Below are 13,389 nucleotides of genomic sequence, written 5' to 3'. Positions count from 1 at the left end.
CCCATGAAGCCGATCGTCACGCCGATCTCGGGCAGGCCCACCCACACGCGCCCGGGCTCGAGCGACGGCATCACGAGGATGTGCCGCTCCATCCACATCCCGGTGAGCACGATCAGCGAGAACAGTGCGAGCCAGAACGGGCTCTTCTTGGTGGCCATGTTCATCAGGCCGAGGAAGGGCAAGAGGAACACGAAGCCGAAGATCGTGAAGCCGAGCGCGCGCCACGGCTCCTCGAAGCGCAGGAACACCCACCACGTCTCTTCGGGCATGTTGGCGTACCAGATCGGCAGGTACTGGGACCAGAACTGGTAGACCCAGAAGATGCTGAAGCCGAAGACCAGCTTGCCCACGTCCCAGAAGTGATGGGGCGTGATGTAGGCCTCGAGCCGGTACTTGCTCCTGAGCTGAGTGGACAGGAACGCGGTCATCGCGATGCCCGACAGGAAGGCGCCCATGAAGAACCACCAGCCGAACAGCGTGCTCACCCAGTCGGGCGTCAACGACATCACCCAGTCCCAGGCGAACAGCGTGGAGAACACGGCGAAGGCCAGCACCATCTGCGGCGCGCGCTTCGAAAGCCGGCTCCGCTGCCAGTCGATCTCCTGCTGTTCTCCGCGCCAGCCTTCCGCCAGCTTCTCGTACTGAGGCTTGAGCTCGGGCGCCACGTGGTTCTTGAGCAGCTGCGCGTCGCTCCGCAGCGAGATCCTGGCGACATCGCGGCCGAGCCACCACAGGATTCCCAGGCCGATCAGCGTGCGCGCGATGAGGAACGGATAGTTGAGGTACGCCGCCTGGCGAGGCTCCACGTGCGTGAGCCAGGGCAGGTAGGCACGGCTGCCGACGAAGAGCAGGATGAGGAACAGACCGATGCCGAACGGGTAAAAGGCCGACATCGACTCGGCGATGCGCATCACCGGGCCGGCCCAACGGCCATTGGCGAGCCGGATGGCGCAGGCCAGCACCATCGCGCCGTTGGTGATGCCGAGCCAGTAGAGGGTGTTGATCGCGTACGCGCCCCACGCGCGCTTGGGCTCGGACACGAGCAGGTAGATGAGCGCGATGAGCCCGATGCCCATGCACACCATCCAGATCATCCGCTTCCGCGCGTTGGGACGCACCGGAAGCTTGCCGGCGATGTCCTTGAGGATCGCGTCCGGATGACCCTGGGGCGTGGCGGCGTGCGCCGTCATCGAGGGCTCGCCTTCTGCTGCTGGCGGAGGAAGTGGATGACGTCCCAGGTCGCCGCCGGGCTCAGCGCCTGCCCGTACCTCGGCATGATCGCGCCGCCGTAGCGGATATACGAGTAGATGAAGCCGTCGCTGCGCCCGCGTGTCGTGGCTCCCATCAGATCCGGGGGCGGCATGAACTTGGCGGCCACCGGGCCATCGCCCTGGAACTTGGCGCCGTGACAGGGCTGGCACAGGCGCTGGTAGGTGCGCGCCCCGCGCGCCAGCGAGGAGTCGTCGGTCGCGGTGTTGTCGACGAAGCGCCCGACCACGGCGTCGCGGTTCGACATCAGCAGCGCCATGTCCGGCTCGCGCTCCACGCCGGTGATGGGAACGCTCAGGCTGTCCGGCGTGAACAGGACGCCTTTCTGGGGCGTCAACGCCACCGTGCGGCGCATGTCGCGATGCGAGGGATACATGAGGTTCGTGAGCGAGGTCTTCACGTCCTGGCAGCCGCGCTGCATGGATGCCCCCGCCCAGGTCGATCCGGCCAGCAGCACCATGAAGATCGCTCCGAGCTTAGGCATGGACCTTCACCTCTTCGGCGCCATGGCCGCGGAGCGTCTCCTGCACACGGGTCGCGGTCTCGCCCGAGCACGGCACCCAGATGCCGATCTTGTCCTCGGTGAAGCGCGGGTCGTAGGGCGCCTTGTTCTTGAGCGCCGGCAGCCGCCCCAGGGCGAGCATGCCGAGCAGATTGGCGAGCGAGCCGAGCAGGATCATGGACTCGTAGCCGATCACCACGAAGGGCGGCAGCGACACCAGTTCCTTCCCTCCCACCACGAGCGGATACGAGTAGACCGAGTAGATACAGAGCGCGAAGCCGCCGGTGATCCCGAGAACGGCGCCGGTCGCGGTCACCCACCGCACCAGCGAGGGCCCCTGCTCGAGCGCGTGCTCGATCGTGTGATGGGGAACCGGCGAGAACACGCTGAGGTTCTTGTGGCCCATGCCGCGCAGCGCGCTCACCGCCTGCGTGGCGTCGTCGACGTAGTAGAAGATGCCCATCACGCCCTGGTAGCGCTGCGGAGGTCCGGTGAGGATCTTGTCGATCATCCGGCCGACGGCCTTGATCATCGCGCGTTCCTCCCTCGCATCGGCGCCGCCAGCGTCTCCTTGATCTCCGCCACCGAGAAGGCCGGCAGGATCCGCACGAAGATCAGGAAGAACATGCCGAACCACGCGAACGATCCGGCGAGGATCGCGGCCTCGCTCCAGGACATCCGGTAGTTCACGTCCCAGCCGCTCGGGTTGAAGGGATGGGCGAGCGAGCCGACGATGATCACGAAACGCTCGAACCACATGCCCACGTTCACGAACAGCATGATCACGAACAGCACCGGCATGCTGCGGCGCACGCGCTTGAACCAGAGCAGCAGCGGGATCAGCACGTTGCAGGTGAACATGATCCACCCCGCCCAGGCGAAGTGGCCGAAGAAGCGGTTGTAGAACATCTCGCGCTCGAAGCGGCTCGGGCCGTACCAGGCGCAGAAGAATTCGACCAGGTAGGAGTAGCCGACGATCGTGGAGGTCAGCAGCACGAGCTTCGCCAGCTTCTCGATGTGGTCGTCGGTGACGATGTGCTCGAGCTTGAAGCCCCAGCGGATCGGGATCAGCAGATTGATCACCAGCGCGACGCCCGAGAAGATCGCGCCGGCCACGAAGTAAGGCGCAAAGATCGTGCTGTGCCAGCCGGGGATCTGCGCCATCGCGAAGTCCCATGACACGACCGAGTGCACCGAGAGCACGAGCGGGGTGGCAAAGGCGGCGAAGTAGAGATAGGCGCTGTAGAAGTGCTTCCACTGGTTGTTCGAGCCTGTCCACCCGAACGAGAAGATGGTGAGCAGCAGCTTCATGTACGGATTCTTGGCGCGGTCGCGCGCCGCCGCGGCGTCGGGCATGATCCCGACGATGAAGAAGATGGACGACACCGTCAGATAGGTCGTGACCGCGAAGACGTCCCACTCGAGCGGCGAGCGGAAGTTGGGCCAGATCTGCCGCTGCGTCGGATATGGGAAGAGCCAGTACGGGAACCACGGACGCCCGAGGTGGAGAATCGGGAAGAGTCCGGCGGTCATGACTCCGAACACCGTCATCGCCTCGGCCACGCGGTACACGGCGCGGCGGAAGTGCGAGCGGAACAGGAAGAGGATGGCCGAGACCAGCGTGCCGCAATGGGCGATGCCGACCCAGAAGACGAAGTTGGTGACGTACGAGGCCCACATGACGGGCCGGGTGTGGCCGGCCACGCCGATGCCGATCGCGATCTGGTTCCGCTCCGCGATGGCGCCGATCGCCAGGATGGCCAGGTCGAGCAGGAACAATCCCCACCACACCGGGCCGGGAATGCTGATCAGCTTGAGCAGGTCGTCGTTGAGGCTCTTCTGGGTGATCGTCCCCGGAACGTGCTCGGGCGATGCCAGGTCCTCTTTCGTCGCGACCGCTTCGTAGGTCAGCTCTTCGGACAAAGCACTTCTCCTAGGCCGATTCGCGCTCGATCTTCTTCAGGTACGTGATGCCGGGCTTGGTGTTGAGCTCCTCGAGCACCCAGTAGCGCCGTTCGTCGTTCTTCGAGAGCTGCGTGACGCGAGCGTTGGGGTCCATCAGGTCGCCGAAGACGATGGCTTCGGTCGGGCAGCTCTGCTGGCAGGCGGTCTTGATCTCGCCGTCCCGCAACGGCCGCTCCTCGTCCTTGGCGTTGCCTTTCCCTTCGAGGATGCGCTGCACGCAGAAGGTGCACTTCTCCATGACGCCCTTCGAGCGCACCGTGACGTCCGGGTTCAGCTGCCAGTTGAGCGGCTCGTGGAACGCGAACGTCTCCTTTTCGGGCGCGCCGTAGTCGAAGAAGTTGAACGCGCGCACCTTGTAGGGGCAGTTGTTCGAGCAGTACCGCGTGCCCACGCAGCGGTTGTAGACCTGCGCGTTGAGCCCTTCGGGATTGTGATAGGTGGCGTAGACCGGGCACACGATCTCGCAGGGCGCGTCGGTGCAGTGCTGGCACAGCATCGGCACGAACCGCACGTCGGGCCCGTGGGCGGTGCGCGCCTTGCCCTCTTCGCCGTCGAAGCGCTCGATCCGCAGCCAGTGCATCTCACGGCCGCGCTGGATCATCTTCGGCCCGACCGCCGGAATGTTGTTCTCCGCGTTGCAGGCCACCACGCAGGCCGAGCAGCCGGTGCAGCGATCGAGATCGATGGCCATGGCCCAGCGATGCTTGGCGTTCCCGTACATGCCCTCCGACACCGGAATGCGGCGCGGGCTTCGCACGACCTCGTGGCTCTGGAAGGCGCTGATCGAATGCGCCGGGATCTTCTCGTTGGGCGCATGCGCCCGGGGCTCGGTGTGCTTGCCGGGCTTCGTCTGCTCGGGCCGGTGCATCATCGAATGGCCCTTCTCCGCGGCCCCATGCGCCTGCGCGTGGGTCTCCTGGCCTCCGGCAGGGCCGGCGCCGTGCCCCGGCGTCCCGTGCTCCTGCGCTGGCGGGGCCTGCGTGGCGGCCGAAGCCGCGAGCAGCGCCGAGACCGGAATGATCTGCGCGATCCGCCGGTCGTGCTGGTCGAAGTTCCGCTGCGTGCGGGCCAGGAATTCCGCCTTGGTCCCCTTCGAGAGCCGCGCCCGCGCGCTCAGGTAGGCGACGGCGCCGGAGGCCTGGTCCTGCGCCGGCGGCAGCAGCGCCAGAGCGTTGACGCCGCGGCCGGTGGCGAAACGCCCATACGCCGTGTGGCCTTGGCCGAGCGGAATGGCGACCGTGTCCTTGCGAATGCCGGGATAGACGAAGGCCGGCACCTCGACCGAGCCGGCGTCGGTCTCGACCCGCACCGGGTCGCCCATCTGGACGCCGAGCTTGGCGGCCGTCTCCGGATGGATCTCGGCCCACGAGCCCCAAACCACCTTGGTGGCCTGGTCGGGCAGCTCCTGGAGCCAGGTCTTGTTGGCGCCGCGTCCGTCGTGCAAGGCGATCGTCGGATAGACGACGAGCGCGTAGTCTCCGTTCCCCTTGAGCTCCGCCGCGGCGAACACCGGGGCTCCGCTCCAGCGCGCGTCGGTCGACGTCACCGGCGTCTCCTGGAACACGCCGCCCGCCTTCAGCGAATCGGCCCAGAAGGTGTCCCAGTCACGCCCGGCGCCGAAACGTCCGTGGAGCGTGCGCCACTCGGCGAGCAGGTAGTCCTTCCAGTTCGCGGGGAACGACATCGCACCTGCGGCCTGCGCCAGACCGATCAGCGCATCGCCCGCGGGACGGCTGTCGAACATCGGCAGAGGCCGCATCGCCGGCTGGGTGAGCGAGTAGACACCCGGCGTGGTCTGCGCGTCGCCGAAGGTCTCCAGCGAGTGCGACACCGGCAGCACGAGATCGCAGCGCTCGGCGGTCTCGTCGAGCGCGGTCGCGAGCGCAACCTTGAACGGCACCTTGTCCATCGCGGCGGCGAATCCCGCCCAGGCGGGCACCGCGTACACCGGATTGGCGCCGTGCACGACCAGCGCGCCGACCTGGCCCTCGCCCATCGCGCCGATCAGGCGCTGGACGTCGGCGAAGGAGCCAACCGCGTCGTAGTTGAGCGCGCGGTCGAAGCGCACCGTCTCGCCCACGTTGCCGACCAGATGATTGAGCAGATTGACCGCGGCAAGGAGCGCCACCGATTGCTCGCTCTGCGCGGCGATGCCGCCGGCGACCGCGAGACTCGGGCGCCGCGTGCCGAAGGCGCGCGCGATGCGGCGCAGCGTGTCCACCGGCACGTCGGTCTGCTGCTCGACGGCCTCGGGCGTGTAGGCGGAGACCAGCTCGAGCAGTCCGCCCGCGCCGGCCGCCGTCGCCAGCCCTTCGGAGAGGATCAGGCGCGCGAGGCCGAGCGCGAACGCCATCTCGGTGCCGGGCCGGATCGCCACCCACTCGTCGGCGTTGGCCGCGGTCATCGAGAGCCGCGGCTCGACGGCCACGAACGACGCGGTGCGGTCCTCGGAGCGCTTCTGCGTGAAGCCACGCATCTGGCTGACCGGCGCGCCCCATGTCTCGAGGAAGTCGGCGCCCAGCGACAGCACGAAACGCGCGCGCGAGAAATCGGTCTGCGGCACGGACGCCACGCCGAAGGTGCGGCGATTGGCTTCGCGCAGGCTCTCGTGCGCGAACGGCTCGTAGACCAGATGCGAGGCGCCGACCGCGGTCGCCCATTCGGACGACAGCTTGTGGAGCGAGCCGGTGATGTTGCCGGTGACGAGCGCGCCCCGTCCTCGCGCCGCCGTGAGCTTTCCGCCCGCCAGCGTCATCGCCTCGGCCCACGTGATCGCCTTCCAGCCCGAGCCTTCCTTCACCATCGGGCTCTTGAGGCGGTCGGGGTCGTAGAGCGCCTGCAGCGCCGCATGACCGCGCGCGCACAACCCGCCGCGATTCACCGGATGGTTCGGATTGCCCTCCAGCTTGATGACGCGGCCTTCGCGTTGCTTGGCCAGCACACCGCAACCGGCGCTGCACTCACGGCACGTCGTCGCGTACCAGTACGGCACGCCGGGCAGCACGTCGTTGGGCGCCACCAGGTACGGGATCAGGCGATCCGCCGGCCGCGTGCCGCAGCCCGTGGCCGCGCCCGCCACGCCGAGGCCGAGCATCTTCAGGAAGTCGCGCCGCTGGAAGACCACCGACTCGGACATGCGCTCCTCTAGTGGTGGCAAGCCACGCAGTCGAGCGTGGCCGGGAACTTGGGGTCGTTCACCTTCTGGCGATGGCAGGTGATGCACCATCCCATCTTGAGCGACGGGTACTGGTAGAGGACGTCCATGGTCTCGACCTTGCCGTGGCAATCCGCGCATTGAACCCCGGCCTTCACGTGGCGCTTGTGGTTGAACTTCACGTGATCGGGGAGCGAATACACCTCGGCCCAGAGCGGCGTCTCACCGCGCTCCCAATAGCCGGTCAGCTTCTTGATCTCGGGTCGATCGGTCATCGCCAGCTTGTGGCAGCCCATGCACACGCCAACCGGAGGAATGTTGGCGATCGGTGACTTGTCCGCGCCGTAGTGGCAGTACAGACAGTCCATCTGCAGGTTGCCGGCGTGGATCTTGTGACTGAAGGCGATGGGTTGCTGCGGGCCCTTGCCGCCCCCAACGGGGATGAGCGTGGATTGCGAGAGCGCCACGGTCGCGGCAGCGAGCGTGACAGCGACGAGGACCACCGCGAGGGCGCGAGTCATGGTCGGGACCGCGGGAACCTACGACGCTGTCTAGACGCTGTCAACCGTCTTGTGAAACTTCGAACAAAGTGGCCTGAAGCGAGCGTGGGCCAAGCGACTATCCGAGGTCGGGAGGCGCCGCCGAGGGCTTTGTATCGATTGGAACGGGCGGTCATCCGGCCTCGGTTCGGATACATTCCACCGGTGCGTCTTTCCCCCGGGACAAGGCTCGGCCCGTACGAGATCTTCGCCCCGCTCGGATCCGGCGGCATGGGCGAAGTCTATCGGGCGCGTGACACGCGGCTAGGTCGCGATGTCGCCGTCAAGGTTCTGCCCCAGCAGCTCAGCGCGAACGCCGGGGTACGCGCGCGCTTCGAGCGCGAGGCACGTACCGTCTCGAGCTTCAACCATCCGCACATCTGCACACTCCACGACGTCGGACGCGAGGGCGATACCGATTATCTGGTGATGGAGCTGGTGGACGGCGAGACCCTGGCCGACCGACTGACGCGTGGCCGGCTTCCGACCGCTGACGTGCTGCGGATCGGCGCCCAGGTCGCGGATGCCCTCGAGCTCGCGCATCGCGCCGGGGTGACGCACCGCGACCTCAAGCCGGGCAACATCATGCTGACGAAGACGGGCGCCAAGCTCATGGATTTCGGCCTCGCGCGCAGCGCTCTCGATGGAGTCGTGCATCCGGTGTCCGTCACCGTTGCGACCCTCGCGCTCAGCCAATCGCCCCACCTCGCCTCTCCATTGACGGCCGAAGGCACGATCGTCGGCACCTTTCAGTACTTGGCTCCCGAACAGCTCGAGGGGAACGAAGCCGACGCACGCAGCGATCTCTGGGCGCTGGGCTGCGTGCTCTACGAGATGGCGACCGGCCAGCGCGCGTTCGAGGGCAAGAGTCAGGCTTCGTTGATTGCCTCGATCATGAACACCGACCCGCCGCGCATTTCCGAGCGCGTCCCGATGACGCCGCCCGCACTCGACCGCGTGGTGCAGCAGTGCCTGGCGAAGGATCCCGACGACCGTTGGCAGAGCGCGGGGGATCTGCGTCGCGAGCTGCAGTGGATCGCGCAATCCAGCTCGTTGGCGAACGCGGCCTCCAGTTCGCCACGTGTCGTGCGTCATGCCGCCTGGATCCTCCCCACCACGGCGCTCGTGGCGCTGGCCGCGGGCCTGTTCATCGGCGAGAGGCTGCTTCCGGGGGGTCGTGGGGCCTCGTCTGGAGCGCGGTCCGGCCCGCACGTGGTCTCGGTGAACAAGCTCACGGACTATCACGGACAGGAAGTCAGTCCGCAGCTCTCGCCGGATGGGAAGATGCTCCTCTTCGTCTCACGTTCCGGCGCCGACGAGGACATCTATCTGCTGCGCGTCGGCGGAGAGAACCCCATCAACCTGACCGCGAACTCTCGGCACGCCGACTACGATCCTGTGTACTCGCCCGATGGGGAGCGGATTGCGTTCAGCTCGACGCGCGAAGGCGGCGGTGTATTCGTCATGGGAGCCACCGGCGAGTCGCCACGCAAGCTGACGAGCGAAGGCTCCCATCCAAGCTGGTCCCCGGACGGACGCAAGATCGTCTACAGCACGGAGCGGGTCGTCAGTCCTTATGGACGGGGTGCGACGGCGAACCTGTGGGTCGTGGACGTGGCGAGCGGAGAGAAGAAGCGGATCTATACGGGCGACGCGGTGGATCCTGCGTGGTCGCCATCCGGGCATCGCATTGCGTTCTGGTCGGCGGAGGCGGGCCAACGAGATCTCAAGACCATCCGTCCCGATGGGGGCGACTTGAAGCCCGTCACCCGGGATCTCGCGGCGGACTGGGGTCCGTTCTGGGCGCCGGACGGGCGGTCGATCTATTTCATCAGCGATCGCAGCGGCATTCCCGATCTGTGGCGAGTCGCGATCGATGAAGCGGGTGGAACGGTGCGCGGCGCCCCCGAGCCCGTGACCGCGGGCGTGGCGCGGGTGATGAGGGGAAGCTTTTCTGCCGATGGCAAGCGCCTCGCAATCATGGTGAATGACGCCAGGTCCGAAGTCCTGCAGGGAGGCTTCGATCCGATCATCGGGAAGCCCACTTCGCAGCCCGTGCAAGTGTTCGGAACGTCCACACCCATCGTCCAGGCGGACCTATCCGACGACGGATCCTGGATCGCCTACCGGACGGGCTCTCCGGGCGAGAACATCACCATCATGCGCCGGGATGGAACGGAACGACGGCGTCTGACCGACGACGGATTCCGGAACCGTGGGCCGTCATGGGTGCGTGGCACCGGCTGGATCATGTTCTATTCGAACCGTGACGGGAAGTACGCAACCTGGCTGGTGCGATCCGATGGGACCGAGCTGAGGAAGATCGCGGGCGACTCCCGCTACGAAACCATCGAGGTGGACATGACGAAGGACGGTTCTCGCCTCGCAGTGGCGCAATCGGGGAGCGGTGGTCTTGAATTGGGCATCGCTCAGGTCCGTGACGACTGGTTCACTGCAGGCAAGCTCCCAACTCCAGCCGTCATCGATTCGGTCTATGACGGCTTCACTCCACTCGCATGGTCGCCGGACGGAACTCGAATCATGGGCGACCTCGTGCTCCCCCAGGGCCGCTGTCCGGCGATTTTCACGCTCGCGACGCGGCACGCGGAAGCGCTGTCGGCGCAACCGACGTCAATCCAGACCTGGTCATGGCTGCCCGACAGCCACAGGATCATCGGATGGGACGTCAATCGCAATTCCGCAGTGCTTTGGGACGTCGTGACCAAAACCTCGCGGGAAATTCCCGGAATCCCCGGTCCGGGGGACCTGCGGCTCTCCGCGGATGGACGCACGCTGATCGTCGTTCGTCAGATCAACGAAAGCGACATTTGGCTGCTGACGTTCGAGTAGGCCTACTCCCGCATCCCTCGTAGGCTAGCGACCGCGGGCGACGATCTTGATCAGCTCGCCTGCGTTCACCTGCTGGTCGTTGAACTTGTTGTTCATGATCGCGGTCTGCTCGATGCCGATGGCCTGCGGACCCTGGGCTTGCACCACCGACATGAAATCGCCGGATCTCGTCACCGGAACAACGCGCAAGCGGTCCGGCTTGACCGAGAGCCGCGCGGGATCGGTCAGCCTGCCGAACGAGCGAGCGGCTCTGAGGATCTGCTGCTCGCCCGCCTCGCTGCCGGGCTGCCCGAGGATCTGATACATCAGCTCGGGCGAAGTGCGAATCAGGACCGCGACCAGCGTGGCCTGCTGGCCCTGCTGGTTCTGGACCGCGACTCTTCCCACCCACGCCTGGTAGCCGCCGATCGTCTCGTTGGCGCCTTGGGAATCGGCGATGCGGTTGTCCTTCCGGAGCGCGTCGATGTACGCCGCCGGCGAAAGGTCGCTCTTGGGGGCGAGCGTGAGCTGCATGACGGCCTTCTGGTCCTGCGACGCCCCCATCACGAAGCTGCGCGAGTCCTGCGTCTTCCAGCCCTCCGGGAAGGTGATCTGGAACGCCAGCTTCGGATGGTAGTAATGCGTGCCTTCGAAGTAGCCCTGCTGCGGGTCGCGGCCGTAGATCATGCCATCCAGCCGTTGCAGGTACGCGCGCTCGCGCACGATAAGCCCCGTCTTGCCCGCCGCCGCCTTCTCCGCCAGCGCCCGCGTCCGCTCTTCACGGCTGCCCGGGTCGGGATGGGTCGAGAGGAACGACGGCAGCCGCTGGCCGGCCTGGTCGGAGACGCGCTTGAGCATCGCGTAGGTGGCGGGAATGTCGCGTGGATCCCAGCCCGCGGCGGTGGAGTACTGCACGCCCAGCTCGTCGGACTGGTTCTCGTCATCGCGCCCGTACTTGAGGAACATCAGGCCGAGCGCCTGCGTGGCCACTTCGCTGTAGCGCCGGAATCCCGTCGAGAAGATCCCGGCGACGCCGAGCCCGATGCCGGCGAGCTGCTGCTGCGTGATGCGTTGCGCCGAGTGCCGCGCGGTGACGTGGCCGATCTCGTGGCCCATCACTCCGGCGAGCTGCGCCTCCGAGTTCAGATGCGACATCATCCCGCGCGTCATGTACACGTAACCGCCGGGCATGGCGAAGGCGTTCACCGTCGGATCGTCGAGCAGCGTGAACTTCCATGGGCCTTGGGGCGTGTGCGAGACGCGCGCGAGGCTCTGCCCGATGCTGTCGACGTAGGCCTGGAGCTTGGGGTCCTCGTAGATCCCGTACTCCTGGATGACGGCGTTGTAGCCCTCCTTCCCCATCTGCGCTTCCTGAGCCCCGCTGACCAGCGACAGCTCGCTCTTGCCGGTAACGGGATTCTTGGCGCAGCCGGCGAGCAGCGCGATTCCCAGCACCCACCACCATCGCCTGATCGAGCGGCGCATCGGTCTATCCTCCATCGAAAGGTCAATAACGAGGCACGGTGGGATCGACGTCGCGTGACCAGGCGTCGATGCCCCCGCGCAGGTGCTGGATCTTGGCGAATCCGGCGCGCCGCATGAAGTCGAGCGCCATCCTGCTGCGCACCCCGTGATGACAGAACACGACGATCGGCTGGCTCGAGTCCAGCTCGGAGATGCGCGCCGGCAGGGCGCCGAGCGGCATCAGCCGAGCGCCTTCGATGTGCGCGATCGCGTGCTCCTGAGGCTCGCGCACGTCGAGCAGGACCAGATCCCCGCGCCGGCGCGCATCCGAAAGCTCCTGCGGCCCGATCTCCCAGCGCTCGTCCTCCGCATCCGGAGACGGCGTGATGCCGCAGAACTGCTCGTAGTCGATCAGCTCGCGGATGGTCGGGCGCTCGCCGCACAGCGGGCAGGCGGGATCCTTGCGCAGCTTGAGCTCACGGAAGCTCATGCCGAGGGCTTCGAAGATCAGCAGTCGTCCGATCAGCGGCTCGCCGATCCCGAGCAGGAGCTTGAGCGTCTCGATGCCCTGCAGCACGCCGATGACGCCGGGCAGCACGCCCAGCACGCCGCCCTCGGCGCAGGAGGGGACGAGCCCCGGCGGCGGCGGCTCGGGATAGAGGCAGCGGTAGCACGGCCCGCGGGTGGCGTCGAACACGCTCACCTGACCCTCGAAGCGGAAGATGCTGCCGTGGACGTTGGGCTTGGCGAGCAACGCGCAGGCGTCGTTCACCAGATAACGGGTCGGAAAGTTGTCGGTGCCGTCGACCACGATTTGATAGGGCTCGAGGATCTCGAAGGCGTTGTCGCGTGACAGTCGCGCTTCGTAGAGGTCCACGCGGATCAGCGGGTTCATGTCGGCGAGCCGCGCGCGCGCCGACTCGAGCTTCGAGCGTCCCACGCTGGAAGTGCCGTGCAGGATCTGGCGCTGCAGATTGGTCTCGTCCACCTGGTCGAAGTCGACGAGGCCGATCCTTCCCACGCCCGCGGCGGCGAGATAGAGCGCGAGCGGCGAGCCGAGACCTCCGGCGCCGACGATCAGCACCGACGAGCCCTTGAGCCTGCGCTGCCCTTCGAGACCCACCTCCGGAAGGATCAGGTGCCGGCTGTAGCGCAGCAGCTCCTCGCGGCTCAGCTCGGGCAGGGGTGGCGCCTGGCTCATCGCGATGCCCTCGCGGCCGGAACATGCAGAGTTTCGGGCTCGAAAGTCCCGCCATCGAAGCGCCAGGCGGTCATCGACCGGCATTCGCCGGCGCGGACGCTGACGATCAGATAGGTGTAATGGCTCCAGCCTTCGGCCACGTCGCTCTCCGACGGTCGCGCCTCGAGATCGGGGTGGGAATGGAAGAAGCCCACGACCTCGAGCCCTCTCCGCCGCGCCGCCTTCTCGGCCTCGAGAAATGTCTCGGGCGCGATCGCGTAGCGATGAGGATCGCGCTCTTCGTTTCGCGCCGGCACGGCGTACTCGATGGTGCGCTCGTCACCCCCGCCTTCGCCCACCAGGAGTCCGCAGCCCTCGCGCGGGTACTCGCGCGCCAGGTGCTCGCGAATCGCGTCCAGAGCATCCGCCGAGATCGAGCAACTCATGAACGGAGTCTAGCGCACCGGCCCGGCTCTGGCGCCATCCC

Annotated in this window: 10 protein-coding genes; 1 reads left to right on the top strand and 9 read right to left on the bottom strand. The window is 66.9% G+C overall.

Annotated features, from left to right (window positions below):
• The 6 genes from VFQ05_17315 to VFQ05_17290 form a co-directional block, all read right to left on the bottom strand.
• Nucleotides 1-1,190: hypothetical protein (locus tag VFQ05_17315; protein HET9328529.1), on the bottom strand; the 1,190-nt coding region annotated here is incomplete at its 3' end.
• Entirely contained in the window at nucleotides 1,187-1,753 is a 567-nt protein-coding gene (locus tag VFQ05_17310) for a cytochrome c (GenBank protein HET9328528.1), read from the bottom strand. The genes VFQ05_17310 and VFQ05_17315, both read right to left, overlap by 4 nt.
• Nucleotides 1,746-2,303: a DUF3341 domain-containing protein gene (locus VFQ05_17305; protein HET9328527.1), complete on the bottom strand. Its 558-nt coding sequence runs from the start codon at nucleotides 2,301-2,303 to the stop codon at nucleotides 1,746-1,748. Before VFQ05_17305 ends, VFQ05_17310 begins: the two co-directional genes overlap by 8 nt.
• Nucleotides 2,300-3,694: an NrfD/PsrC family molybdoenzyme membrane anchor subunit gene (gene nrfD / locus VFQ05_17300; GenBank protein HET9328526.1), complete on the bottom strand. Its 1,395-nt coding sequence runs from the start codon at nucleotides 3,692-3,694 to the stop codon at nucleotides 2,300-2,302. The genes VFQ05_17305 and nrfD overlap by 4 nt, the downstream gene beginning before the upstream one ends.
• A 10-nt stretch (nucleotides 3,695-3,704) precedes the next feature.
• Nucleotides 3,705-6,872: a molybdopterin-dependent oxidoreductase gene (locus VFQ05_17295; GenBank protein HET9328525.1), complete on the bottom strand. Its 3,168-nt coding sequence runs from the start codon at nucleotides 6,870-6,872 to the stop codon at nucleotides 3,705-3,707.
• Nucleotides 6,873-6,880: 8 nt separating this feature from the next.
• Nucleotides 6,881-7,411, bottom strand: coding sequence for a cytochrome c3 family protein (locus tag VFQ05_17290; protein HET9328524.1), 531 nt, complete (start codon nucleotides 7,409-7,411; stop codon nucleotides 6,881-6,883).
• Between the two features lie 183 nt (nucleotides 7,412-7,594).
• Here VFQ05_17290 and VFQ05_17285 point away from each other — a divergent pair, with 183 nt between their 5' ends.
• Nucleotides 7,595-10,279 carry a protein kinase gene (locus VFQ05_17285; protein HET9328523.1) on the top strand — a complete coding sequence of 895 codons (2,685 nt, stop codon included), beginning with the start codon at nucleotides 7,595-7,597 and terminating at the stop codon, nucleotides 10,277-10,279.
• Nucleotides 10,280-10,303: 24 nt separating this feature from the next.
• Here the strand turns inward: VFQ05_17285 and VFQ05_17280 are convergent, their stop codons facing one another.
• The 3 genes from VFQ05_17280 to VFQ05_17270 are packed head-to-tail and all read right to left on the bottom strand — an operon-like array spanning nucleotide 10,304 to nucleotide 13,348.
• Complete coding sequence (locus VFQ05_17280) at nucleotides 10,304-11,743, bottom strand: M48 family metalloprotease (GenBank protein ID HET9328522.1); 1,440 nt, start codon at nucleotides 11,741-11,743, stop codon at nucleotides 10,304-10,306.
• Nucleotides 11,744-11,765: 22 nt separating this feature from the next.
• A complete protein-coding gene (moeB, locus tag VFQ05_17275) occupies nucleotides 11,766-12,923 on the bottom strand; it encodes a molybdopterin-synthase adenylyltransferase MoeB (protein ID HET9328521.1) in 1,158 nt (385 codons plus the stop codon).
• A complete protein-coding gene (locus tag VFQ05_17270) occupies nucleotides 12,920-13,348 on the bottom strand; it encodes a M67 family metallopeptidase (GenBank protein ID HET9328520.1) in 429 nt (142 codons plus the stop codon). The genes moeB and VFQ05_17270 overlap by 4 nt, the downstream gene beginning before the upstream one ends.
• Nucleotides 13,349-13,389 lie beyond the last annotated feature (41 nt).

It is taken from the genome of Candidatus Eisenbacteria bacterium (assembly GCA_035712145.1).
GTDB lineage: Bacteria > Eisenbacteria > RBG-16-71-46 > RBG-16-71-46 > RBG-16-71-46 > DASTBI01.
This window is presented reverse-complemented; position numbering and strand designations above follow the sequence as displayed.

Coding starts and splice junctions, on each gene's coding strand:
- VFQ05_17270 (HET9328520.1), bottom strand. CDS start 13,348: ATGAGTTGCTCGATCTCGGCGGATGCTCTGGACGCGATTCGCGAGCAC.
- VFQ05_17295 (HET9328525.1), bottom strand. CDS start 6,872: ATGTCCGAGTCGGTGGTCTTCCAGCGGCGCGACTTCCTGAAGATGCTC.
- VFQ05_17280 (HET9328522.1), bottom strand. CDS start 11,743: ATGCGCCGCTCGATCAGGCGATGGTGGTGGGTGCTGGGAATCGCGCTG.
- VFQ05_17290 (HET9328524.1), bottom strand. CDS start 7,411: ATGACTCGCGCCCTCGCGGTGGTCCTCGTCGCTGTCACGCTCGCTGCC.
- VFQ05_17305 (HET9328527.1), bottom strand. CDS start 2,303: ATGATCAAGGCCGTCGGCCGGATGATCGACAAGATCCTCACCGGACCT.
- VFQ05_17310 (HET9328528.1), bottom strand. CDS start 1,753: ATGCCTAAGCTCGGAGCGATCTTCATGGTGCTGCTGGCCGGATCGACC.
- moeB (HET9328521.1), bottom strand. CDS start 12,923: ATGAGCCAGGCGCCACCCCTGCCCGAGCTGAGCCGCGAGGAGCTGCTG.